Origin of the sequence: Blautia hansenii DSM 20583 (assembly GCF_002222595.2) — a bacterium.
GTDB lineage: Bacteria > Bacillota > Clostridia > Lachnospirales > Lachnospiraceae > Blautia > Blautia hansenii.
In genome coordinates, this window is sequence record NZ_CP022413.2 from 2,565,632 (window position 1) to 2,589,669 (window position 24,038).

20 protein-coding genes, 2 pseudogenes and 1 riboswitch are annotated in these 24,038 nt (G+C 37.5%); of the genes and pseudogenes, 4 read left to right on the forward strand and 18 right to left on the reverse strand.

The window, feature by feature from the left end; all coding sequences use genetic code 11:
* Positions 1-36: 36 nt before the first annotated feature.
* The 7 genes and pseudogenes from CGC63_RS13010 to clpB form a co-directional block, all read right to left on the reverse strand.
* On the reverse strand, positions 37-804 hold the full coding sequence (locus CGC63_RS13010; RefSeq protein WP_003022935.1) for an ABC transporter ATP-binding protein: 768 nt from the start codon (positions 802-804) through the stop codon (positions 37-39).
* 95 nt (positions 805-899) lie between these two features.
* Positions 900-1,913: a sensor histidine kinase gene (locus CGC63_RS13015; protein ID WP_003022937.1), complete on the reverse strand. Its 1,014-nt coding sequence runs from the start codon at positions 1,911-1,913 to the stop codon at positions 900-902.
* A complete protein-coding gene (locus tag CGC63_RS13020) occupies positions 1,910-2,578 on the reverse strand; it encodes a response regulator transcription factor (RefSeq protein ID WP_003022938.1) in 669 nt (222 codons plus the stop codon). Before CGC63_RS13020 ends, CGC63_RS13015 begins: the two co-directional genes overlap by 4 nt.
* A gap of 8 nt (positions 2,579-2,586) precedes the next feature.
* Positions 2,587-3,135: pseudogene (locus CGC63_RS13025) on the reverse strand (magnesium transporter); the annotation flags it as partial.
* A gap of 36 nt (positions 3,136-3,171) precedes the next feature.
* A pseudogene (locus CGC63_RS16115) lies at positions 3,172-3,390 on the reverse strand (magnesium transporter MgtE N-terminal domain-containing protein); the annotation flags it as partial.
* 182 nt (positions 3,391-3,572) lie between these two features.
* A riboswitch (M-box (ykoK) riboswitch) is annotated at positions 3,573-3,738 on the reverse strand.
* Between the two features lie 45 nt (positions 3,739-3,783).
* Entirely contained in the window at positions 3,784-3,957 is a 174-nt protein-coding gene (locus CGC63_RS13030; protein ID WP_003022945.1) for a DUF4250 domain-containing protein, read from the reverse strand.
* A 12-nt stretch (positions 3,958-3,969) separates the two neighbouring features.
* Positions 3,970-6,561, reverse strand: a complete 2,592-nt coding sequence (gene clpB / locus CGC63_RS13035; RefSeq protein ID WP_040351209.1) for an ATP-dependent chaperone ClpB — start codon at positions 6,559-6,561, stop codon at positions 3,970-3,972.
* Positions 6,562-6,756: 195 nt separating this feature from the next.
* Here clpB and CGC63_RS13040 point away from each other — a divergent pair, with 195 nt between their 5' ends.
* Entirely contained in the window at positions 6,757-7,941 is a 1,185-nt protein-coding gene (locus CGC63_RS13040; protein WP_040351210.1) for an MFS transporter, read from the forward strand.
* Between the two features lie 100 nt (positions 7,942-8,041).
* Here the strand turns inward: CGC63_RS13040 and CGC63_RS13045 are convergent, their stop codons facing one another.
* The 8 genes from CGC63_RS13045 to CGC63_RS15720 all read right to left on the reverse strand — a co-directional run bounded on the left by CGC63_RS13045 (position 8,042) and on the right by CGC63_RS15720 (position 17,297).
* Positions 8,042-8,890, reverse strand: coding sequence for a NifB/NifX family molybdenum-iron cluster-binding protein (locus CGC63_RS13045; protein WP_003022952.1), 849 nt, complete (start codon positions 8,888-8,890; stop codon positions 8,042-8,044).
* Positions 8,891-8,941: 51 nt separating this feature from the next.
* Complete coding sequence (locus CGC63_RS13050; RefSeq protein WP_003022954.1) at positions 8,942-10,033, reverse strand: MFS transporter; 1,092 nt, start codon at positions 10,031-10,033, stop codon at positions 8,942-8,944.
* 344 nt (positions 10,034-10,377) lie between these two features.
* Complete coding sequence (locus CGC63_RS13055) at positions 10,378-11,364, reverse strand: PDDEXK nuclease domain-containing protein (RefSeq protein WP_022239493.1); 987 nt, start codon at positions 11,362-11,364, stop codon at positions 10,378-10,380.
* 301 nt (positions 11,365-11,665) lie between these two features.
* Positions 11,666-12,322, reverse strand: coding sequence for an HNH endonuclease family protein (locus CGC63_RS15555; protein WP_003022959.1), 657 nt, complete (start codon positions 12,320-12,322; stop codon positions 11,666-11,668).
* A gap of 5 nt (positions 12,323-12,327) precedes the next feature.
* The gene (locus CGC63_RS13065; protein ID WP_003022962.1) at positions 12,328-13,575 is read right to left on the reverse strand and encodes an AAA family ATPase; all 1,248 of its coding nucleotides are present in this window, start codon (positions 13,573-13,575) and stop codon (positions 12,328-12,330) included.
* A gap of 292 nt (positions 13,576-13,867) precedes the next feature.
* Positions 13,868-15,400: an SIR2 family protein gene (locus CGC63_RS13070; protein ID WP_003022964.1), complete on the reverse strand. Its 1,533-nt coding sequence runs from the start codon at positions 15,398-15,400 to the stop codon at positions 13,868-13,870.
* Positions 15,401-15,534: 134 nt separating this feature from the next.
* On the reverse strand, positions 15,535-16,881 hold the full coding sequence (locus CGC63_RS13075; RefSeq protein WP_003022966.1) for a hypothetical protein: 1,347 nt from the start codon (positions 16,879-16,881) through the stop codon (positions 15,535-15,537).
* Between the two features lie 14 nt (positions 16,882-16,895).
* The gene (locus CGC63_RS15720) at positions 16,896-17,297 is read right to left on the reverse strand and encodes a hypothetical protein (RefSeq protein ID WP_003022969.1); all 402 of its coding nucleotides are present in this window, start codon (positions 17,295-17,297) and stop codon (positions 16,896-16,898) included.
* Between the two features lie 417 nt (positions 17,298-17,714).
* On the opposite strand from CGC63_RS15720, the gene CGC63_RS16085 reads away from it, so the two are divergent.
* The 3 genes from CGC63_RS16085 (at position 17,715) to CGC63_RS13100 (ending at position 20,263) form a co-directional block, all read left to right on the forward strand.
* On the forward strand, positions 17,715-18,266 hold the full coding sequence (locus CGC63_RS16085; protein ID WP_154965470.1) for a DUF6431 domain-containing protein: 552 nt from the start codon (positions 17,715-17,717) through the stop codon (positions 18,264-18,266).
* Between the two features lie 304 nt (positions 18,267-18,570).
* The gene (locus tag CGC63_RS13095) at positions 18,571-19,464 is read left to right on the forward strand and encodes a DDE-type integrase/transposase/recombinase (protein WP_242648468.1); all 894 of its coding nucleotides are present in this window, start codon (positions 18,571-18,573) and stop codon (positions 19,462-19,464) included.
* Complete coding sequence (locus CGC63_RS13100) at positions 19,457-20,263, forward strand: ExeA family protein (RefSeq protein WP_003022977.1); 807 nt, start codon at positions 19,457-19,459, stop codon at positions 20,261-20,263. Before CGC63_RS13095 ends, CGC63_RS13100 begins: the two co-directional genes overlap by 8 nt.
* A 426-nt stretch (positions 20,264-20,689) precedes the next feature.
* On the opposite strand, the gene CGC63_RS13105 is transcribed toward CGC63_RS13100, so the two are convergent.
* The 3 genes from CGC63_RS13105 to CGC63_RS13115 all read right to left on the reverse strand — a co-directional run bounded on the left by CGC63_RS13105 (position 20,690) and on the right by CGC63_RS13115 (position 24,031).
* Positions 20,690-22,120 (reverse strand): MobA/MobL family protein, encoded by a 1,431-nt coding sequence (locus CGC63_RS13105; RefSeq protein WP_003022982.1) that lies wholly within the window; start codon positions 22,118-22,120, stop codon positions 20,690-20,692.
* 185 nt (positions 22,121-22,305) lie between these two features.
* Positions 22,306-22,566, reverse strand: coding sequence for a hypothetical protein (locus CGC63_RS13110; RefSeq protein WP_003022985.1), 261 nt, complete (start codon positions 22,564-22,566; stop codon positions 22,306-22,308).
* Between the two features lie 160 nt (positions 22,567-22,726).
* Positions 22,727-24,031: a DNA primase family protein gene (locus tag CGC63_RS13115; protein WP_040351242.1), complete on the reverse strand. Its 1,305-nt coding sequence runs from the start codon at positions 24,029-24,031 to the stop codon at positions 22,727-22,729.
* Between the last annotated feature and the right edge of the window lie 7 nt (positions 24,032-24,038).

Here is a 24,038-nt window from a genome sequence, read left to right on the forward strand (position 1 = left end):
TCCCGAATACTCTTCTTAAAATTCTTTCTGGAAAGATTAAACAACATGATTTAAGTCACCTCCCAGAAGTGAAATCACATGAATAATTTCATTAAAAAATTCTTTCCTGTCGTTGTTTCCTTTTCTCAGCTCATGAAACAGCTTACCATCTTTCATAAACAGAACACGTTTTGCATAACTTGCTGAAAAAGCATCATGGGTTACCATTAAAATCGTAGCCTGCAGCGCCTCGTTCATATATTGAAGACTGCTAAGAAACATACCTGCACTTTGAGAATCCAATGCCCCTGTGGGTTCATCGGCTAAAATCAAAGAAGGCTCTGTTACCATTGCTCTTGCACAGGCAATTCTTTGACGTTGACCACCTGACATTTCATAAGGATATTTTTTTAAGGTTTCTTCTACATTGAGTTTTTCACTGATCTCTCTGACTTTTTTCTTGATTTCATCTGGTTTTTTCCCTTGTATCTGAAGAGCAAGCGCAATATTATCAAAGGCATTTAAAGTATCTAAAAGATTAAAATCCTGAAAAATAAATCCCAACTGCTCTCTTCGAAACTTCATTAATGCATTGCCTTTTAGTTTTGTAATATCCTGTCCTTTCAGCAAAACATGACCGCTTGTTACCTTATCAATAGTAGAAATACAGTTTAAAAGTGTTGTTTTTCCAGAGCCGCTGGCCCCCATAATTGCTGTAAATTCTCCTTTATTTACCTGAAAGCTAATATCATTTACTGCCTTCGTAAGGCTTGTTTTATTACCATAAAATTTCACCAGATTTTGAACTTCTAATAATGTTTCCATGTCATACCTCCAATTTATTTTTCAAGTATCATTATAGTTTTTTTATCTTATACAAACCATTTTTTTGTATAAAATAACCTTACATTACTGTAAGGTTATTTCAAAACATCCAGATACTCATTTTCGTAAAATTCTATGGTAATTTCTGTGTACTCCCCTTCTTTTGACTGCACAGCCAATCTATGTCCCAGACGTTTACAAAGCGTATTGCATAAATACAATCCCATTCCCGTAGAAGCCTGATGTGTTCTGCCGTTCTTACCGGTAAACGACTTTTCAAAAACTCTTGGCAAATCTTCTGTCGCAATTCCAATCCCGTTGTCCCAAATATGGAGAAAACTATGCTTTCCATCTTGATGACTCCATATCCGAATTATACTGTCTTCTTTCTTATACTTCACTGCATTACTGATAATCTGCCCCAAAATAAATCGCATCCATTTCTCATCTGTATAAACGGAAATATCCTGTGTTTCCTGCACAATTTTTATCTTATTTAAAATCAGACTATCTCTGTTTTCAGAAATACACTGATTAGTAAGTTTTTTTAAAGAATGGGGAGCAATCCTATAATCCTTTTCCGGAACTTCACTTCTAAGATAATAGAGCACCTGTTCAACATAGCCTTCAATCCGCCCTACCTGCTCCTTTAAAGTTCTGGCTGATGTACCTTTATACTCATGGAGAATAAGACGAATACTGGCAATAGGAAGTTTTACCTCATGTACCCATGTTTCTATATAGCGTTTAAATTCATTGTTTTTTCGTATTTGAACAAAAATTTCGTCATTCATGGATTTCTGCATTTCTGATACCACGTCATACAAAATCTGCCCTTCCAGAAATTCCGGTTTTTCCAACATTTCCATTAGCAAATACTTTTCTTCTAGCTGTTGAAGCTTCTGCTCCAGTTCTCTATAAAATCCCTTTTTCCTGTTATAACCATAAATTCCTGCTGCAAGAAATCCCAAAAACAAAACTGTAAGAACAAAAATTTGTAACGTCATACTTAAATTAAAAAGCAGAAAAATACCCTCTGTAATTCCCATACATATCAGAAAAATCAGAATACAAACCCCATGGTCTTTTAGATATTCTTTTATACTCATACTAAGATATATCCCTGCCTTCTTCTTGTCTCAATTACATCTGTAAGCTCTACTTCCTCCAACTTTTTTCTCAGTCGGTTGATATTTACCGTCAGCGTATTATCATCTACAAAGTCATTGCAGTCCCATAAATAATCCATAAGCTCGTCTCTTGATACAATTTTGCCCCTGTTTTTTAACAGATAATGAAAAATAGAAATCTCATTTTTAGACAGTACGATTTCCCTGTCCTGATAGCGCAAGGTGCTCTTTAAAGGATTTAAAAACACGCCTCTGTATTCTAACTCTTCCTGCTTTTCCTGTGGTTTTAATCTACGAAAAAGTGCTTCTATTTTCAGCAACAAAAGCGCCGGATTATAGGGCTTTGTAATATAATCATCTGCCCCATAGCTCATAGCCAGAATTTCATCCGTTTCCCCTGTTTTACTGGTAAGCATAATCACCGGAACATCCGAAATCCTCCTCAGATTTCTTAAAATTTCCTGCCCGTTTGTGCCGGGCAAAATAATGTCCAAGAGAACTAAATCTGCTTTTTCCTCTGCAATCTGCTGTTCCGTCTTCTCAAATCTTACAATCTGACATACCTCATATCCGTTTTCTCTAAGCAGAGCTGTAAGTGCCTCACGCAAAACTTTATCATCTTCTATTACTATAATTTTCTTCATAATCTACCTCAAACTACACCCAATAATTTTGTTGCTATGGTAAAGTATATCATAATAGAGCCGGCATCTACAATGGTAGTAATTAAAGGTGCTGCCATAATTGCGGGGTCTAAATGAAGCTTTCCCGCAAACAAAGGAAGAACACATCCAATAAGCTTTGCCATGAAAATCGTAGCTGTCAGAGAAATTGCGATTAAGACAGCCAACATTCCATTATGATAACGCAATAGAATATATATGCCATTAACGGCAGCCAATCCCAAGCTTACCAGCAGTGCAACTCTTACTTCTTTAAACATTACCTTGAAAATATCACGAAAACCAATTTCATCAAGAGCAATTCCCCGAATAATCAAAGTAGAACTCTGAGAACCACAATTTCCTCCTGTATCCGTAAGCATGGGAATAAAGGAAACTAAAAGGGGCACTGCTGCAAAAGCTGACTCATAATGAGCAATAATCGTCTGAGTAATGGTTGCGGAAAGCATCAAAAACAGCAGCCAGCCAATACGGTTCTTTGCATGAATAAGTACAGACGTATCAAAATACTGTTTTTCTTGCACTTCCCTTGTATTCTGCCCATCTTTCTCCGTAAATGTCTTCGCCAAACAGCTTTGCATATCGTCATCTAACTGAGCAAATACCTTTTCTTTCTTAGGTGTTTCAATAAGGCCAAAAGCTTCTCTTCTCTCTTTCTCCTTCAATTCTCCAAGAAGTTCGGCAATGGTTGCAGTATCCATATCTTCCAGAATACTTTTCACTGCTTTGAACTCTTTCATCTCTAACAAGTCCGTAAAAATTTGTCTGTTCATTGCAATACCTTCTTTCTGTATTTATTTTTTTCGCTATTTTATTGATACAATAACCGGCATCTGCTTCCATTGCTCTCACCTCTCTTTCTATTGATTACAAAGCATTTTTTCTTACATAGGACGCAATTCCCTATGTAAGAAAAAAACCTTCCGGTAAAATTCCGGAAGGTCTCGCTTCTATTTCTGAGTGCCACGTACAAGCTTTAGTATCACAGGGCATATAAATTGCATTAGGTTATGCCTTCCACGACATAGCCTGCTAACCAGCGCATTGTGTCTCCACAAATCTGCGGCAGCAATCTTAGGTCTCCCAAATCCCTGTGGTAACCTCACCTACCGATTTTTCTCATCATACTTCTTCTTATACTGCTTTGTCAACCCCAAATAAAGCTTTTAAACAAATTGATTTCTGTCTAAATCGTAAACATAGTCAATGCCTGACAGCTTCATCTGAATTTCTTCTGCATTCAAGCCTTTGTCTTCACATAAACCTTCAAAGGAAGAATAAAAATCTCGAAGCTGTGTGTTTATATAGCTTAAAAGCATTACAGGATCTTTCGGTATCATTGCATTTCTCCTTTACTCCATATACTTCTCATGGGCAACTAATTCATCGTTTTCCACATCAATGACAATCCTGCTGCCTGCGCTGATATTTCCTGCAAGAATTAACTTTGCAGTCAAAGTCTCCACATATTTTTGTACATATCTCTTTAAAGGACGAGCGCCATAGACAGGATCATATCCGCCCTCAATAATATAATCTTTTGCAGCTTTTGTCAATTCTATGGATAACTCTTGGTCTTTTAATCGCTTATTTAAGTCTGCCAAAAGGAGCTCTACAATACCTCCGATATTGTCTTTTGTCAGTGGTTTAAACATAATCATTTCATCCAGACGGTTCAAAAATTCCGGTCTGAAATGCGCTCTTAAATCACGCTCCACCGCCTCTCTGGCTTCCTGTTTTATCTCACCGTTTTCCTCAATTCCTTCCAAAAGATACGGGGAACCAATATTGGAGGTCATAATTAAAATTGTGTTTTTAAAGTCTACGGTTCTGCCTTGGGAGTCAGTAATACGTCCATCATCCAGCACTTGCAAAAGCACATTAAATACATCAGGATGTGCCTTCTCAATTTCATCAAAAAGGACTACGGAATATGGTTTTCTTCGTACTGCTTCTGTAAGCTGTCCGCCTTCTTCATATCCTACATATCCCGGAGGCGCTCCGATGAGTCTGGATACCGAATATTTCTCCATGTATTCACTCATATCAATACGAACCATATTCTGCTCATCATCGAAAAGTGTAGCCGCCAGAGTCTTGGCAAGCTCTGTCTTACCTACGCCGGTAGGGCCTAAAAACAGGAAAGAACCAATAGGTTTTGTAGGATCTTTAATACCTGCTTTGGAACGGATAATGGCATCGGTAACCTTTGTTACACCTTCGTCCTGACCAATGACACGTTTATGAAGCTCTTCCTCCAGATGCAGGATTTTTGTTCTTTCTCCCTCTGTCAGCTTTGCTACCGGAATACCCGTCCAACGGGAAATAATTCTGGCGATTTCTTCATCTGTAACGCTTTCATGAACCAGAGATAAATCCTGATTTTTCACCTTTTCTTCCTCTGCCTGCAACTGTTTCTGAAGCTTCGGAAGTTCTCCGTACTGAAGCTTTGCAGCTTCGTCTAAATCATAATTTCTCTGTGCTTTTTGAATTCTGTTATTCATATCTTCAATCTGCTCACGAAGCTTCTGAAGGCGTTCTACGGTAGATTTTTCATTATCCCACTGGGCCTTCTGCGCATTAAAACTGTCTCTTAGCTCAGCCATTTCCTTCTGCAAAGCTACTAATCTGTCCTGACTTAATCTGTCATTTTCTTTCTTTAACGCAGCTTCTTCAATCTCCATCTGCATGATTTTTCTTCGCATTTCATCCAATTCCGTAGGCATGGAGTCCAGCTCTGTTTTAATCAATGCACAGGCTTCATCAACTAAGTCAATGGCCTTATCCGGAAGAAAACGGTCGCTGATATATCTGTCAGAAAGTGTAGCTGCCGCAACCAAAGCGCTGTCTGTAATCTTTACTCCATGGAAGACCTCATAGCGTTCTTTCAAGCCTCGCAGAATAGAAATCGTATCTTCCACAGTCGGTTCGTCTACGGTTACAGGCTGAAATCTTCTTTCCAATGCAGCATCTTTTTCAATATACTGACGATACTCATCAAGAGTAGTTGCACCGATACAATGCAGCTCACCTCTTGCCAGCATTGGCTTTAACATATTACCGGCATCCATGGCTCCGTCTGTTTTTCCTGCACCCACAATCAAATGAAGCTCATCAATAAAGAGAATAATCTGCCCTTCACTTTTTCGTACTTCTTCCAAAACAGCCTTTAATCTTTCCTCAAATTCACCACGATATTTTGCACCTGCGACCAGCGCACCCATATCCAACGCAAATATTTTTTTATCTTTCAATCCTTCCGGTACATCACCTTGGACAATACGCTGTGCCAGTCCTTCTACCGCTGCTGTTTTACCGACACCCGGTTCACCGATTAACACAGGATTGTTCTTGGTTTTTCTGGAAAGAATACGGATAACATTACGAATTTCCGCGTCTCTTCCGATTACAGGGTCCAGTTTCTGCTCTCTTGCCTTTTCTACTAAATCCTGTCCGTATTTATTCAAGGTGTCATAGGTTACTTCCGGATTATCCGTTGTCACTCTCTGATTTCCTCTTACTGTGCTGAGAGCCTGTAAAAAACGTTCTCTGGTAATCCCGTACTCATTCCAAATTTTCTTCATAGAAGGGCTTGGATTATTCAGCAATGCCAAAAATAAATGCTCTACGGAAACATATTCGTCTCCCATGGTTTTTGCCTCATCCTCAGCAGTTACTAATGCCTTATTTAAGTATTGTCCGATATAAGGCTGCCCTCCTGATACCTTTGTTCTTGCATTCAAAGCCTGCTCTACTCGATTAAGAAAATGTTCTTTTTGAATTTCCATTTTCTCAATCAGCTTTAAAATCAGACTGTCCTCCTGCTTTAATAAATTGTATAACAAATGCTCCTGTTCGACTTCCTGATTGCCAAATTCATAAGCAGTTTTTTCTAAATCCTGAACAGCCTGAAGTGATTTCTGCGTAAATTTACTGATATTCATAAAAAATCCCTCCATTTGTACTATTTTCTTTTGTTCTAGTGCTACTATAACACTAATTATTAGCCAAGTCAACAGACGAGTGCCAATGTAATTATAAAAAATTTATGAACAAAATGGTATACACCCCTTTACAAACTCCTGTTCCTGCTTTAGACTATATGGGATTTTGTATTTTAAAGAAAGGAATTTTAACCATTGTTTAGTAGTAAAACTCAAAACAAACAGCTTTTGTGCAGCTATGGCGTTTTTATTATCAACGGCATGCTTGCATTATCTATCGGCTCTCTCCTGCCTTATATCAGAGATGCCAGAGGACTGGAATACGCCTTTTGCGGTATGATTGTCAGTCTTCACTCTGTGGGAAATCTGATTTCCAGCTTTGCCTCCGGTACATTACCGGCTTTTCTGGGAAGGAAAAAAAGTATTCTGCTTTTTAATGCTTTCTTTGCTCTTTCCTTTTTCATTATTATCTTTTCTGATAATAATTACATGCTGGCGCTCTCCTTTTTCTTAACAGGTATGGCACGAGGAGCTACCAGCAATTTTTGTAACCAATCCATCAACGAATTAGCTCCGGGAAAAGCTTCTCTTTTAAATGGGCTTCATGCAATGTTTGCTATTGGTGCATTTACTTTTCCGCTGCTTCTCATTGCTCTTACAAAAAATAATCCTGACAACTGGATTTATGCCTGCTATTTTATGTTAATTATGGGGATTTTAAGCTGGATTATGTACTTTATTATCCCCAATTCTGAAGGTTTCACAACAGGAACAAAGAAACAAACTGCTTCCGGCTTTGCATTTTTTAAGGAACCTCTGTTTTATCTCTGTACTTTGACAATGTTTTTTTACTTATGTGCAGAACAGGGTGTTATCGGCTGGATGATTACCTATTTTAAAGACACCGGATTGCTTCCGCAGTCACTTTCACAGGCTACCGCCAGTGTTTTATGGATTATGATTTTAGCAGGAAGACTTTTAACTGCATGGCTTTCTACAAAAGTGCAGAAAGAATGGCTGCTTCTTTGTATGGGATTTGGTCTGGTAGCATTCTTCCTTTTATTATTGTTCAGCTCTACGACACCGTTTATTCTCATAGGTATTATGGGCTTTGGTTTCAGCATGGCAGGACTTTATCCTACAACTGTTTCCTTTGCAGGAAGTATTATTCAGAAGTATACCCTTGCATGGAGCTTTATCTTAACCATCGCAAGCTTAGGGGCAATTATCATGCCTTCCATTATCGGTAAAATCGCAGAAACAGCAGGAATTTACTACGGTATGCAATCGATTATCGCCGTTGTAATCATAGATTTTATTTGTGTCGTTCTGCTGGTAAGCTATATTCGGAAATTAAGAAAGAAAAACATTCCGGTATAAACATTAGGTAAAATTAAAAAGGAGTTGTCGTGTTAAATCATATCCTGAATATTTATATATTTCTGGATAATGTTTAAATGACAACTCCATTTTTTATATCTTATTTTACTTCAACCAGTTCAATATGGAAATTCAATTCCTTTCCTGCCATTTCATGATTTGCATCAAAAGTAATGGTAGTCTCTGTTTTTTCTACAACACTCACCGGAAATGGCTGTCCTAACTGATTTGTCAGGTAAACTCTCTGACCTGCTTCCAAATCTTCAGAGCCCGGAAGCTGTGCAATCTCAAGAGTAAAAACAGCATCCGAATCCGGCATACCATAAGCTTCTTCAGGCATTAAATGAACATCAACACTCTGTCCCACTTCCATATCTGCGACAGCTGCGTCAAATCCTTTAATCATCTGACCTACTCCGCAAATAAATTCCAATGGTTCCCCACGGTCATAAGAGGAGTCAAACTGTGTTCCATCATTAAATGTTCCTCTGTAATGTGTACGGCAAGTCTTACCCACATTGCGTCCTGTCAAATGCACATGTCCTCCACAAGAACCACCGCAGCTTCCACCACAGGAATGTCCGTCTTCATGACTGCCGCAGCTATGCCCTTCCTCATGATGATGGTCACAGTTTACACCGGCAGATACTAATTCACCTTCTAAGTAAGCTTCTACAGCCTGATCTACATCTCCCTGCACACCTGAACACACTTCAATTCCTGCTTCTGCCAGCGCTGTCTGAGCACCGCCGCCAATACCGCCGCAAATCAACAAATCTACGGACTGATTGCCCAGAAGCTCTGCCAAAGCACCATGTCCTGCGCCATTAGAGCTGATTACTTCACTTGAAATCACTTGATTGTTCTCTACTTCATATACTTTAAAAAATTCTGTCTTTCCAAAATGCTGAAATATGTTTCCGTTATCATAAGTTACTGCAATTTTCATCTTTGCTGTTCTCCTTTTTCTTCATGTATATGTATCTATCCTACCATAAAATCATGCCATAATCCACCCCATCCATGTAGATAAAACAATCATAACAATAGAAAAAATAAACGAATTTACCGAAATTAAGGTTGCACGCTGCTCAGAAGAAATCATTTCGTTGATAAGCACGTCTGTCCTGACTTCCAGAAAATCATCAGCAAATGCTCCTACAAAACCTCCGCAAGTCATGAAAGCAGGACTTTTTGTAAATGCCAAGAGAAAAGAAACTATCACAATCAAACTACTGATGAGCACAACCTTTTTATAAGAAACTGATGGAAAAAGTGATATTGCTCTTGAACCTAAAGCAGCTCCCAGCCCCATGGCAAAAAGGACCGGTCCCAGCATCACCTGATTTAATCCTGCAAGGGGCAGCTTTGCCTGTAAAAAGAACAATACCAACGTGGAAACAGCTCCTATAATTGCATTGATTACCATAATCCTTCTCATCTTTTTATTAAGAAGTAGAAAATGCCAGCTTTCTCTGACTGTATTCACCACTCTGTCAGATACCTTTTTTTCATCTGTTTTCGTTCCTATCTCGACCTCTTTTAAACTGCATGCAATAAATAATGCTATCAAAGTAAAAAGAATATCCGCCGTATAAGCTTTTCGAAAGCCGAGAAATAATGCAAGCCCTGCACAGAGTGTGGACGTAGAATTGGCAATTCTGTAAAGCATCATATCTGTTGCTGCAAACGTATTATACTCGTTTTCTTTTCCTACCAGTTTTAAACTGTCATAAGCCAATGCCTCTCTCGTACCGGAAGCCAAATTATAGCTTAAAGCGCTAAATCCTATGGCAAATGCCGTTGCCCAAAATCCCTCTGACCAAACCATCATGACACCGGATAATAAAGAAGCAAGCTGACTCATAACCATGGTCTTTTTTCGACCGAAAACATCTGCCGCAACGCCTGACGGAATTTCAAATATACAGCTTACAATATGAAAAATACTTTCCAACATCCCAATTTCTAAAAGGGAAAATCCTCTCATCGCCAACAATGCAACCCATGATGCTCCTGCAATTTGAAAATACCCCACAGAAGTTAGTAAATATAACTTACCTATCTGCTGTCTTATATTAAATTTACGCATAAAAAAATCTCCTTTTCAAATAAATTACTTGATTAGGAGATAGTGGCTTTTTATAGTTGTCGCAATCATAAAAAACGATTTTGCCTAAAAAAGAGCGCACTATCCCTGTAAACAGCAATATAGGCACCTTTCATGAGGTGAATAGTCATTGTTTTCCAGCTCATAGCTTGCTCCTTTCTGCAAAATCTGCTTTAAAAATTCTTTCTTATGTTACAGTATAGCAGATAATAAAAAATTTTTCCAGATTTTTTTAATTTTCATGATATTTATATTTTTTCATGTAATAGAAAAACTCCCCAAAACCGAAGTTCTGAGGAGTTGTAAAATACTGTTTGAAATTTTACTTATTCCTCTAACAAAGGCATATTGATTAATTCCTGTAACTTTTTCTGCAATACTGTTTTGTCCGGTAATTGCAGCTTATATTCAGCAACCAGCATTGGAGACATGGTTCTACTCATAGCATACTCTACAACTTCGTCATCCTTGGACGCACACAAAATCATTCCAACACTGGGGTTTTCATTGTCTTTTTTCTTTTGACGATCTAATGCTTCCAAATAGAAATCCATTTTAGAAACATATTCGGGTTTAAATTTTCCAATCTTCAACTCGAAAGCCACCAAACATTGCAAACCTCTATGGAAAAATAATAAATCAATTCGAAAATCTTCTCCACCTACTTGTACTCGATATTCCTCATCAATAAATGTAAAGTCCTTACCCACTTCCAAAATAAATTCTTTCATATTTTGAATAAGACCTTTTCTTAAATCCGACTCTTTGAAATTCTTTGGCAAATCAAGAAACTCAATAATGTACGAGTCCAAAAATGGATTTTCTTTTAATCCTTTTATTGGTTCCGGCAAAAGTTTTTCTTTAGAGAGCATATAGCGCTCATAATAACCACTATTAATCTGACGTTCTAGTTCCCTTTTTGAATAGTTCTCTTTAATACATAACCTCATATAAAATTCTCGCTCTACGTCCGATTTGCATCCTGACATAATCAATAGATGGTTTGACCAACTTAATTGTGTCAACAGTGGTGACACAATTGCGTTATCCCTATAAAGTTCATAAAACTGTTTCATCCTATAAAGACCTCGCCGATTAAACCCTCTAATTCCCGGAAACATTTCTTGTATTTCTTTAGAAATCATATCTATATATTTATCTCCAAAAGTGGCTTTCATAGACTCAATACTTAAATATTCTCCTACTAACCAATACATACGAATAAGTTCTTCATTCACTTTTCTCAAAGCATTATTTCTTGATGTTTCTATGATTTCTATTAACTTTCCTGACAGAAGTATATCATGTGCCATCTCACCCTCTCCTTTCATAAATTTGTGTCACCAGCGGGGACACAAATTCATATATCTCATTAATAGATTATACCATTATCTTCGTCTAAAATACATGCAAAAAACCTCCCAAGACCGAAATCCTGAGAGGTTCGTAAATACTGTTTGAAATTGTCTGTCCCAAAGGGAAGATTATCTCTTGCTGAACTGAAATTAACGTTTGGGTAACTGGGAACACTTGATTTTACTGGATTCTTGGAATGTGGTGTTGCAAACACGTTGCAAACACAGGACTTCTTGTTACTCCTCACCACACCTCAAATTACATTAAGAATTCCTCTAAATCCGGATAATCTAAAATATGCTTTCTCACATAATTTCTTTTAAATGCCGCAAATATACTATTTCTACTCAATGTAGATCTTAAACTTCTTTTATAACGCAATAATTCTGGATTTTTCTTATATTTTTCCAATGTTTTATATAAAATATTCATCTCATCTGCCAAGCGATCGATCCTGTGTTGACAAGCTGCTTCCCGAATCCCTGTATTGCGTTTTTCAAAACATTCCTGTATAAGGTCTGCAGTCATAAATGCACGCTCTTCATCCACAATATTATGTACATTTACATGTCCCTCTTCATAGAACTGTTCTAACATCTTTTCTGGATCTTCTTTACAACAATCTATGATTTTATCGTCATATTTTGATTCTTTTTTAATATTGTTACAATGAGGACACACATAAAATAAATTATTCCAATCAAAAATTCTCTCTGGTATCGTCCGTCCATGATGAGGCTTTAAATGTTCTACTTCCGGATCAGATAATCCTCCCAATTCACAAATATAGCACTTATCATGTGAATCTTCCTTTAACCTCTGTATGACATCTGGCTTATTATAAACCCCTTTCGCCTTTTGTTCTTCAACAGCCAGTGATAGAGGCGGAACAGGATTTCTGTCTATCTTAATCACTATCCTTACCCCCTATTTGAAAATTCTAATTTCAATCGGCTATATTCTGATGTCAATTCTTTTGCAAGATAATCTGGAATTTCATCTAAATAAAATTCCAGTTTATCTATTTCTTCATATTCTTCATCTGATAACTTTTCCTTAGAAACTAAATCTTTATATCTTTCAAATTTTCCTCTTAACTCTGCTGATAATGTATCAGCCTTAAAATATCCTTCTACAATTCCCTCATAGGGTAATTTTTCCAAACCATTTTCTACAAGAGTTCTGTTCTGTAAATCATAAATAACCGCATTATCTAAGGAACTTAAAATAAATGGAGAGTGTGTTGTAATAATAAATTGAATATTAGGAAAAAGAGTTGTTAGAATAGGAAGTATCATTTTCTGTAATTCTAAATGCAAATGGGTTTCAATTTCATCTACTAAAACGACACCTTCCATATTAAATTCTGTTCGCAGTCCTGACTTTGCCTCCATTCTTATAATCAGATCGTTAATAATCTCAAATATTGCTGCATAACCACTGGACATTGTATTAAAATCAAAGGGTTCTCTATCTGTCTCACAAATAGAAAACTGAAACGTTTCATCATTGAAATTCAACTGGAGATTTTTATCTTCAAAAATTTTCTTTAAAATATCCTCGAATGCATGAAACCATTTATTTATCTTTTCGTATTTTTCCTTATCTTTTGTAAAAGCTTGGGTAGCTTTCAAATCTACAAGATATTTTGTGAATTTTATACCTGGATTTTCGGAAATACTATATTTGTCCTGAAATTCTATTTTTTCAATATTTTTGTATTCTTCCACTTGAAATTCTCTTTCAGCTTTATAATATGCAAAAATAAAATCCCCCCTTTGATATTTTTCACGCAATACCATATAGGAAGTAAAGTTTGAAACAACTCCTTCCAACCAATTTTTCATTTTATCTTCTATCCACTCTAGCATTCTTTTTTCTTCTTGTATGGATTTTGTTCTTTTTTCCAAATCAGATATTTTCTCTGCCTCTTCAATCCTATCTATGTAGAATCTCTGTTTTTCCGTCAGTTCATCATAACTATCAAATTGATCTGAAAGAATATAATTAAAATGCTGTACTATCTCTTCCAACACACTTGTTTTTCCACTCCCATTTTTCCCCGTTAAAATCAAATGTTTTCTTTTATTTTTATCTAAAGGAATTGAAATATTCTCTAAATGACGAACTTTTTTTATTTCTATATCCGTCAAAAAAGTTTGTTCCATAATTCTCCCTCCAATATTTTATATTACAGTTATCTTATCACATTTGCTTTTAAAAATACATAAAAAAATCCCCAAAACCAGAGTCCTTAGGAGTTGAAATATCTTTTTTTGAAATTGTACGTTCTGAAACGTATGATTAACGTTTGCGTAACTTGGAATGCTTGTACTGGATTCTTGGAATATGGTGTTGCAAACACGTTACAAACACAGAACTTCGCATTACTCCTCACCACACCTTACAACATATTTTTTGATTTATACAAGCTATGCATGCCATTCTTTATTCAATTTGCTATTCTCTCTCACCTTTAATCTTTTTTAGCAATAATGGTATTTCGTTATAATCATCTATCCAGATAATATTTACACCAATTTCATTAAAAAATGATTCTTGCAACGATTCATTGATTCGCTCAAAATTTCTAATTGACTCATCATCATTTGCTTCCACTAAATGAAATCTCTTCATTATCGCATAATGTCTACACACGGAATCTTCCCCCTCCATTTTTTTGGCAGCTACTTCTAATAATCTTCGCATATTTGGATCTGTCATAGACAATCCTATAAATACACATGTATTATTCATCATGTAATTTAATTGTGATAGATTTGCCCAATTATATGGTTCAAGCATTAATTTGTGATATCCTTCCTCTGAAAAAACCAATAAAGATTTTGTTAAATTATTGTATAAATCTTTATTCTGTGGTAAAAAACCATGAACATGATAAATACCCAACTCATCTGCCTCCGGAAACATGCTTTCTCCATAAATCGAATGATAATTCACTCGTAACCTTTTTAAGTTTTTTTCAATCAAATCATCAAAATTATAATTAACTACTGCTATTATTCCCAATTTACCTCTATTAGGTATACATAGCTGTCCAATTTCTTCTAACAGTTCAGAAGTTTCCAATGCATCTTTATATAAAATCTCCCTAATAATTTCTTCAAAATCATTTTCAAATCCTGTTCTCAAAAATCGTGTTTGTAATAATGGAGAATTACCGTTTTGATTCTGTATTGCATCCAAAATCTTATTTTTCTCATCCTCACTCATTTGAATACAATTTACCTGTAATTGTTTATTAATTAACGTCACGAATAATTCTGATATCAATTGATCCCAAGTGGCTATTTTAGCATCTCTCGATGCACCAGCTCCCAGAAACAGTACCACTTTGTCATTAGTATATGCATCATGCAACTGTTCTACATATTTCATTCTTTTTTCGAGATATGTATCATTTTTTCTTTTAATCCCTCTATAGATTGCATCTTGCAATAACGTTCTATTTAAATTATTATATGTTTCAATAAACAATGGTTCATTTTGCCTAAATATCTTCACCAAATCATCGATATCCCAAATATGAATATTCAAATCGTTTGCTTTAATTTTCAATAATTTAGCCTTCAAATTTTCCGATATCTCATTTACAAAAATCAACAACAGATTATCGATTTTTTCTGACTGCATAGAAATTCTTCCTATCATGTCATAAAGTCGATTTATCATTATGCGATTACTTCTAAAAATTTTTATCTCTACAATTGTTTTGCCTTCTATATCATTAATTCCATCTGGAAGAAACATATCGCACATCATTTGAGAAACTGCAACATTACTTTGGCTACTTTTACCTTGCCGCCTTATACAATCATTCAACATAGTGACTGTAAGTCGCTCAATAGTCAAAGCAATATGTCGAATATTACTTTTTTCCGAATTAATTGTATCTAATAATACATTTTTAATATCCATCTCTTCGCCTCTCCTATATCTGTTTATTTCATTATCCACACGAATAAAGTTCATACGTTTCTCCAGAATTTCTTAATTTCTCTAAACATTTCTTCTTTTAAACATCCAATCTTTTTTTGAATTACAAATAATACTGTTTCCAATCAATTACAAATTGTCTCTTGTTACACTAATAGTTGATACAAAAATCAATAATTCCAATCATCTTTTCCATACCATCTCAAATATGCAATGCCCTCTTCATACCAACCAATTACCCAACACACATTCTCCAAATCATTCCATACCAAGCAATTCTCTTCAGAAATATTATCATACTGCTGTACTTCTGCTACTTCTCCAAAATATTCATTTAAAGACTTGGTGAACTCATCATATTCTTCAGTAGACATAGACTCATTTGATTGCCAATCCATCATAGCTATCCTATCACCAGAATCAGCCGTATATCCATGAGAAACAGTACCTTTTTTTCCCATAATTTTCACTTTATCAATATTATTGAGAAAACTTTCTGTAACTGTTGCAGTATCATTATCTGTTGAAATTCCAACCATTGCAACATACGGTTCTAAACTTCCCCTCGTTTGTTGAATCAAATCAGATTTTATTGTTTCTGACTTAGCCATTTTTTCTGTTGTCACTTCCGTATCAGGCTTTCTTAAAACTATTGTAATACACACTATTAGCACAATGGCTACAATTCCACAAATACCGCTAATTATGATTTTTGTTTTTTCTGTTGCATGTTGTTTTTGTTCCTTTTCTAATGACTGTTCCACCATCACTTTAAAGTCATTTTGTGCACTTTCTAATTTCTTTTCATTATCTATTTCGCACAATTTTTCTAACTCATGTTTTCTTAATTCTTCTTGCTTTTCCTCTTCTTCTTTTTGCTTTTTTTCTTTTATCTGTTGAAACTTTTCATATTGCTGCTTAATAATTTCTTTACTAAACGTGCTCCTAACATTTTCTTTTTGACGTTTACAATTTCTACAGTATTTTTCAGCCGCTTTATTAACTTGTCCGCATGTACATTGCCAAGAATCTTGATTTTCAACAAAATAAAATACGGGTTTTATAGGATTGTTATCAATCCACTCCATAAATTCATCAGACCCTTCGATTTCTCTTTGTTGTTGAACCGTTACAACATTATCGGGATTTGTACTCCACACTGTTCCATCTTGAAATACAACTTTTTCTATTCCAATTATCGCTTTTCTAGCATTTATTGGCAACTCTATAGAAATTTTATTTCCGAACAAGACATTCGGCTCAAAAATAACATCTTGATAAACATATTCAAAAATATCTCCTTCATTGTATTTTACTGGTTCACCAAAAACATCTGTTAATTTTCCTTTAATAGCTACGGCCATCACGATTCTATCACTTACATTTACAAATACATTTCTCAATAATATTTTCTCATCAACTGTATCCTTAATAATCGCTGTTTCTTGAAGCACTACCGGTGCATCCAATTCTATTAAATCTAAGCTTTTTTTATATAATGTATCAAAATATTTCATCCTTCTCCCTCACATCACCATTTATATCCACAATTATTACATTTAAAAGTATTTCTAATATTGCTACTAAATATCCCAAACATAGCACCACCTACAGCCTTTGATGTCAAAGAAATTTTCGATACATTCCTAGAACCACAAGTTGGACATACCGGACCAATCTGCGAAGAGGCAGTGCTTGTTTGAACACTCGAATTCGAATCAGTTGATTTAGTCACGTTTACTTTTCTTTCACAATTTTTATGCTCTGTTTGATTCTTTTCTTGCATTCCATCAATACTATTACTAATATTTCCGCAAAAACATTCAACTCCTGTTTTTACTTCTCCTAATTCAAATCGTTTAAATTTAAGAATTCTATCGCAATTCATACATTTTGCATAAATGATGTTATCCCTCTCAAATAAAAATTTCATTCCTTTTCTCCTCAAATTTTCTTAACATTCCATTTTATTTAATGTCATGCGTCGAATTATAGTTCCTACCTACGGCAGCTTTACCGCAGATTAAATTCGGCAGCTCCTATATGTTGTCTATCCTAATGTGCTGTGAATCTCGGCACGTTTTTTTCTGTCCTATTGACCATTTCCTCTGATTCCCTTATAGTCAGTTTTGTAACTGAAAATAAAAAGAGAAAGAACAGCCCCGACCAAAGTTCGTTCTTTCTCTCACACACCAAGCGCTGTAAGCAGGTTCTTCGCAGGATCTATGTCCTAATTATTATGACCTGACACATAAACAGCCGCTAAGCAACTACTATGATAAGAAAAAACTTACTGTTATGCAAGCTAATTCGTATAAAAACTTCATCAAAATCTCTTTTTGACTCCTACATGGAACAGTTTCAGCCTGAATTGGAAACATGTCCCGTCTGTGGGAGTACCAGTAACTGTCACATCCACGATTATTATGCCAGATCCATCATTTACTTTCGTTCCGGCAGGAAGCTGAAGCAGGATCTCTGCATCATGCGTGTATTCTGTGACAGCTGTAAGCACGCACATGCCATCCTTCCGGATATCATTATCCCTTATTCCAGCTACAGCCTGTTCTTCATCCTCTTTATCCTGGGTGATGCCGGGCTTCATACGGTTGAACAGCTCTGTGAGCACTTTGATGTCTCAGAAAAGCAGTTCCATAAATGGCTAACACTCTGGAAGTCACACATGGAGCAGTGGCTTGGCATGCTGGATGCTTCTGAAACTGACAATGCCACTTTCTACAGGCAGCTTTTCCTACGGGACTCTTTTTCTGCCTTTTCCATGGATTTCATCCGGCTCACTGCCTGCTCATTCCTGCAATCCCACCGGAATCCTGTCTTAACCAGACCCAAAAACGCACGATACCGGCAGACATCTTTTTCTCCCGATATCTTTCTTTTCTGACCACACGACTGGGGTATGGTTCTCCTTTCCCGGCTCCTTTATGATGAAACAAAACGAAAAAGGAGGACGTATCCATGCAAAAAGATACCGAACAAACCAAGCATAATGCCGAAGTGGCACAGTTCCGCTTCGCACTCATCGCTCCTGTGGTCCAGGGGCTTTATCCTGATGCCTCGGCTACCGCTTATTAAAGCGTGTTACCGAAAAACCTCTCACCCTGCCCGACGGTTCTACCGTCACCTACAGCTATAAAACACTGGAGAAATGGAAATCCCAGTACACCATTGGCGGGCTGGATGCCCTCATGCCAAATGTCCGGTCAGATAAAGGTATTTCACGGGCACTGAATGATGAAGCAATCAATGAAATCTACCGTATCAAAAATGATTTCCCACGTATGAATGCCACGCAGATTCATGAATTCCTGATTCGAAGCTCCTTTATTCCGGCTACCATAAGCGTTGATTCCGTCCAGCGTTTTATCCGCCACAATGACCTCAAATCTGCCAGAAACCCTAACCTCAGGGACCGCAAAGCTTATGAGGAAGACGAATTCGGAAAAATCTGGCAGGCCGATACCTGCTATCTTCCTTACATTACAGAAGCTGGGAAGTCCTGCCGCGTATATGTCATCATGATTATTGATGACCATTCCAGACTTCTGGTTGGCGGAGAGCTGTTTTACAGCGACAATGCCTGTAACTTCCAGAAAGTTCTAAAAGACGCCATTGCCACCTATGGAATCCCAGACAAGCTGTACGTGAATAATGGCTGTAGCTACTCGAATGAACAGCTTTCCATGATCTGTGTATCCCTTGGCATCCTTCTGTTACATACCAAGGTCCGTGATGGAGCCAGTAAAGGCAAGGTGGAACGCTATGAAGCTTCCAGGGAACATCCCAGAAAACCTCTTTCACGCGAGTGGCTGGATGACTGTTTTTATAACCGGATTACCCGCAAGGTCCGTAAGGATTCCACCATTGCCATTGACAGCATCTGCTATGATGTTCCCATGCAATTCATTTCTGCAAAGGTGAATGTCCGTTATCTTCCGGATGACATGGACTCTGCCTATATCCTATATGAAAATAAAAAGTTCCCTATTCGCAGAACTGACCGCAATGATAACTGCCATACGAAACGTAGCAATCTTCCGGCCATTGACTACTCAAGAGCAGGGGGTGCAACTAATGTATAACTCCTACTACGGATTATCCTTCAACCCATTCGACAAACAGCAGCTGAAAGAGAAAGACCACTTTGTATCTCATGATTTTACTGAAATGACAAATCGTCTGAATTATCTCAAAGATATCCGCGGCATTGGTGTTTTCACCGCCAGACCCGGCATGGGAAAGTCCTTCTGCCTGCGTTGTTTTGCCTCCGGTTTAAATCCAAGCCTGTTTCACATGGAATACATCTGCCTGTCCACCATCAGCGTTGCTGATTTCTACAAGCAGCTATGCGCCATCCTTGGTGTATCCGACAAAGGCGGAAAGACCGGGATGTTCCGTGCCATTCAGGAACAGATTTATTACCTCTATAAGGAAAAACGACAGCCTCTACTTCTTGCCATCGACGAAGCACAGTACCTGGGCACCGGTATTCTGAATGACATCAAAATGCTCATGAATTACGGTTATGATTCCGTAAACTGCTTTACCCTGATTCTGTGCGGGGAATCCCATTTAAACGATACACTCCCCAAACCGGTACATGAGGCACTTCGCCAGCGCATCACCGTTCATTACAACTATGCCGGCTTATTCGATGACGAAGTTTCAAAATACATCCTGCATAAGCTGCAGCTTGCAGGAGCCGCTTCTTCCATCATTGATCCCTCTGCGCTTGCTGCTGTACACAGCTTTACCCAGGGCAATCCCCGTCTGATCGATAACCTGATGACAGACGCCCTGACTATCGGCTCCCAACAGGACAGGAAAGTAATCGATGCCGAAACCATCCGGGCTGCGGTCGATAACCAAGGGCTTTATTGATGAAGTTTTCAAAGTACATTTACCAAGGCTGTGACTGTTGTCATGGCCTTATTTCAAAAGCAGGAAGCCTGCCTTTCAAACAAAGCTACGACAGTGTGCGGTTGCTCCGCTGACAGTCTGCGGTCACCCACAAGACTGCGCGGTCGGGGAGGCAAAAGCACCGAAAATAAAGTGCTGTTTACGCCTCCGACAACATGCCGTCTGACAATTTAATCTAGCACCAAGCAATCAGTTTTCCAAAATGATTTCTTAACACTCTACTTTCTAAAAATATTATACCCCAGTCTCTTTAGATGTGCAATTAAATTGCTACTCAAGAGACTCGCTTTACACATTTATAAACAATCTATTTGGCAACATTATCCCCTATGTTACTTCTTAATTTTATAATTACTCTTGTTTCTGTATCGATTATTTCCACCTTTCTTATCGTTCTCTATCCATAGTTTTCTTTTTAACTGACCGTTTCGGCTGCTGTCTGCCTTCCTGCTGATAGCGGTGCAGTTTTTCTAGTACACTTGCTTTTTTCGGCTGTTCTAACTGATTTTCTTTCTTCTGCTCCGTCTGATTTTTCCATGCTCGCAGTTCTTCATTGTATTCTATAATCAGTTTTTCTGCCTTGTTATAGACCTTCTGAAAGGATTGCACATTTGGATACCCTTCACGTTTTACGATCTGCTCCATACTCCTGTGCAGACGCTTTTCCAAATCCTCTAACAGTTCAATTCGCCCTTCCAGAGATTTTCGCTCTTTGCCTTTAAAGAACCCTCGTAACTCTGACAGTTGCTTTTTCAAAGAAGAAATATCCTGCTGTGTGCGTTTTATCTCCATGGACTGTCTCTGCAATTCATACATAACCTTCTGCATATCTTTCCACTCCTGCAAATCAATCTTTGGCACAGATTTTGGCGGTAGTTTAAATTTGAAAATTACTTCCTGTAAAAAGTCTTTCGCACCTCGGATAATCTGACGGAACATATCCGGCAGCCAACCATGTGTCCTGATAGATTGCAAGGTTTTGTCTGTGATTTTTTCCTGCTTGATTTTCAAAATATCCTTTTCAGGAACACCCTCGACTAATGCCACATCAACTGTCCGATTCCATTCCTGCCTTGCCGCATTGTCTGCCTTTATCTCCTCTGCCTTCGGATTGTTCTTTCCGATTTTCTTCGTTGCCAGATAAACGCCTCCCTGCTGGAATACAGAAAGTTTTTCTGATTCTTCTTTTACATAGCAGTTAATTGTATCAGTAAACAGTTCTTTTACTTCTTTGGTAAAGGCTTTGTTCTTAAACCATTCCTCTTTTTTTGTGAAGATATGACTTTCATAGACTTCCCCTTTGGGGATAATACTGCACCCTGCCCGAAGATTGCCCTGCTTGTCTAAAACCTCTTTCTTTGTGCGTCTATGCTTTCCCTTCTCATCATAAAACATATTTCGGGTAGCAATCTTTACTTCGGGTTGTTCCAACATTTTCCGTTCACTGAATACTAAATGAATATGATAATTCGTCTTTGTCTTGTTATGATGAAGGGCAGCGATGCACTCCACACCATATCTTTTATGAAAAGTCTCCGTAAAAAGCCTTACCACATCATCTGCCCTGTACTGAACAAAACTTTCTGGAAGTGCTATGATAAACTCACGCCCTTCAATACATTTCCCTGCTGAACCACTCGCCTTAAAATCCAACTGATTTTCTCTTGCAAGATTTTTCCAAAATTCAGGTGTTGCCCCTTCTGTCTGATAGGTCGCATAGAGATATTCCTGTCTTTTCGGATTGGAAATATAATCAATCCTTCCTGCCACATTGGACAGCTTACTTTGTCTAATAAATGAATGTCTGCCTATAAGCATCCTCCTTTCCCAGCTCTCGTTGATTTTATTGTGAGTAGGTGCATAGGCACCTGTTTACGAACTTATCCGCCTGTCGGCAGGTTGCCCCCTGCAAGGGCGAAATACGCAGAGCATAAACGAAGTTTGTGCGATGGGTGTATTTCGCTCTCAAACGCCGAGAGCTTGTTTTGTTTAACACAATCCGATTACTTCTCGGACTTACATTTAGATTTATGGGCGTATCCGCCCTTTTTCTCTGCCCGTATCCGGGCTGTTTTTTCTATGACTGACAGCAGATGATCTACGGTACTTTCTTCCCATCCGGCAAGCCATATCAGAGTTTTTTCCTCCGCTTTTGTCAGCACCACGTCTGCCAGTACCTTGTTCATTTTTTGTATCTGTCTGCCCTCCATCTCATAAAATAAATCATTCACATTTCTGTTTTCTCTTTCCGGCTGCTTTAACATTTCTGACACTCCCTTCAAAAAATAAATTCAAATTTTATCCGTATAAGCGTATAAACGTATCTCCCATACTTTTCAGAAACCTGTAATCCCTTGATTTTCCTGATAATATACGCATATACGCTTCTTTGGAAAATTCTTTTTTATCTGTATCTCATCGGTATCAGCGGTAGCTATCTATGCGTATCTGCGTATGAATTCCTTGAAATCCTCTGGCATTTTTTCCATTATCTGAGGGAATATTTGTAGAATAATGAATGTGATACTTCTTTTCATTTTCTTTTAAGTACCCCGAAAAACTTTTTGCACTCATAGGTTTTTCCGTATTATCTTCACACCAGCGGCAATATGCCTGATATAAATTTTTAGAAGTCGCCGTTGTATTTTCTTCCAACCGGATATACCCTGATGACTGCATAAAAGCGATAATGTTATTCCCGGATTCCATAGCTTCGTGTAGATTTTTCTTTGCACGTTCGCTGATGGTAAAGCGATATTTATTTTTCAGTAATCGTTTCAATCCCTCCAGACACCAAAGGAAAATATCGTCTGCTTCTCTTTGCAGTTTCTCAATCAGATAGGGATCATCTACTCTGTCTGGCGGCACATCTTTGACCGTAAGGATAATCTGTCTGCGATAAAATCCATAGGAACGGTCATGTAAGGCACTCAGACTTCCGTTTCCAAAGCAGAGAAATCTGACATATAAATTTCCCTGTACGCTCTGCTTTGACTTCCTTTCCAAATCCATCTTATCCTCCAGAGTGACTATGGTTTTAATGTAGTTGGTGTCTTTCAATGCTTCCAGTTTCATATCATCATCCACCATCAAAAGTCGGTATTCCAAATTTGCCCTTGCAAAACGGTTATGCTCTACCTTTTGAATATTGCTTACATTCATATTCGTTCCGAGAATTTTTCTCATAACCAAACCAATGCGGGATTTCCCCTCCCCACCTTTTCCTAAGATAATCAATAACTTCTGTGCCTTGTTGGATGGGATTAAACAATATCCCATATATTCCTGCAAGGTAGAAATATCATCTTCCTCCAACAGTTCTGAAAGAAATTTCAGCCACCGTTCCGGCTTTGCTTCTTTCATTTCATAATTTACAGGCAAGCGGTTCAGGCAAAACTCCTTCTTTTCTGTAAAATCTCCATTCAAAAAATAAGTTCCATTATTCACATGGATACGATCCATCTGCACCGGAAGTTCCTCTGAATAGGCTTCCAGTTTTAGAACCTCCAAAAGCTGTTTTACTTTCTTGGAAATTCCTTTCGTAAGAACCGGTTTTACCATTCTATAAATTTCTTTTTCTACTTCGCTGTCTGGCAACATTCCATCATAACTGAAAAAGATACCGTTGATACACTTCAATGGCATTCTTTGCAGGAAATTTTCACAAAATGCTACTTCATCAATCTGCCCATCCTCAAACCATCCCTGAGAGTACGGCTTAGAGTTCATTTCCCTC

Excerpts from the sequence above, each read along its gene's own strand:
- CGC63_RS13010 (WP_003022935.1), bottom strand. The coding sequence starts at position 804 with ATGGAAACATTATTAGAAGTTCAAAATCTGGTGAAATTTTATGGTAAT.
- CGC63_RS13015 (WP_003022937.1), bottom strand. The coding sequence starts at position 1,913 with ATGAGTATAAAAGAATATCTAAAAGACCATGGGGTTTGTATTCTGATT.
- CGC63_RS13020 (WP_003022938.1), bottom strand. The coding sequence starts at position 2,578 with ATGAAGAAAATTATAGTAATAGAAGATGATAAAGTTTTGCGTGAGGCA.
- CGC63_RS13030 (WP_003022945.1), bottom strand. The coding sequence starts at position 3,957 with ATGATACCGAAAGATCCTGTAATGCTTTTAAGCTATATAAACACACAG.
- clpB (WP_040351209.1), bottom strand. The coding sequence starts at position 6,561 with ATGAATATCAGTAAATTTACGCAGAAATCACTTCAGGCTGTTCAGGAT.
- CGC63_RS13045 (WP_003022952.1), bottom strand. The coding sequence starts at position 8,890 with ATGAAAATTGCAGTAACTTATGATAACGGAAACATATTTCAGCATTTT.
- CGC63_RS13050 (WP_003022954.1), bottom strand. The coding sequence starts at position 10,033 with ATGCGTAAATTTAATATAAGACAGCAGATAGGTAAGTTATATTTACTA.
- CGC63_RS13055 (WP_022239493.1), bottom strand. The coding sequence starts at position 11,364 with ATGGCACATGATATACTTCTGTCAGGAAAGTTAATAGAAATCATAGAA.
- CGC63_RS13065 (WP_003022962.1), bottom strand. The coding sequence starts at position 13,575 with ATGGAACAAACTTTTTTGACGGATATAGAAATAAAAAAAGTTCGTCAT.
- CGC63_RS13070 (WP_003022964.1), bottom strand. The coding sequence starts at position 15,400 with ATGAACTTTATTCGTGTGGATAATGAAATAAACAGATATAGGAGAGGC.
- CGC63_RS13075 (WP_003022966.1), bottom strand. The coding sequence starts at position 16,881 with ATGAAATATTTTGATACATTATATAAAAAAAGCTTAGATTTAATAGAA.
- CGC63_RS15720 (WP_003022969.1), bottom strand. The coding sequence starts at position 17,297 with ATGAAATTTTTATTTGAGAGGGATAACATCATTTATGCAAAATGTATG.
- CGC63_RS16085 (WP_154965470.1), top strand. The coding sequence starts at position 17,715 with ATGGAACAGTTTCAGCCTGAATTGGAAACATGTCCCGTCTGTGGGAGT.
- CGC63_RS13095 (WP_242648468.1), top strand. The coding sequence starts at position 18,571 with ATGCCAAATGTCCGGTCAGATAAAGGTATTTCACGGGCACTGAATGAT.
- CGC63_RS13100 (WP_003022977.1), top strand. The coding sequence starts at position 19,457 with ATGTATAACTCCTACTACGGATTATCCTTCAACCCATTCGACAAACAG.
- CGC63_RS13105 (WP_003022982.1), bottom strand. The coding sequence starts at position 22,120 with ATGCTTATAGGCAGACATTCATTTATTAGACAAAGTAAGCTGTCCAAT.
- CGC63_RS13110 (WP_003022985.1), bottom strand. The coding sequence starts at position 22,566 with ATGTTAAAGCAGCCGGAAAGAGAAAACAGAAATGTGAATGATTTATTT.
- CGC63_RS13115 (WP_040351242.1), bottom strand. The coding sequence starts at position 24,031 with ATGAACTCTAAGCCGTACTCTCAGGGATGGTTTGAGGATGGGCAGATT.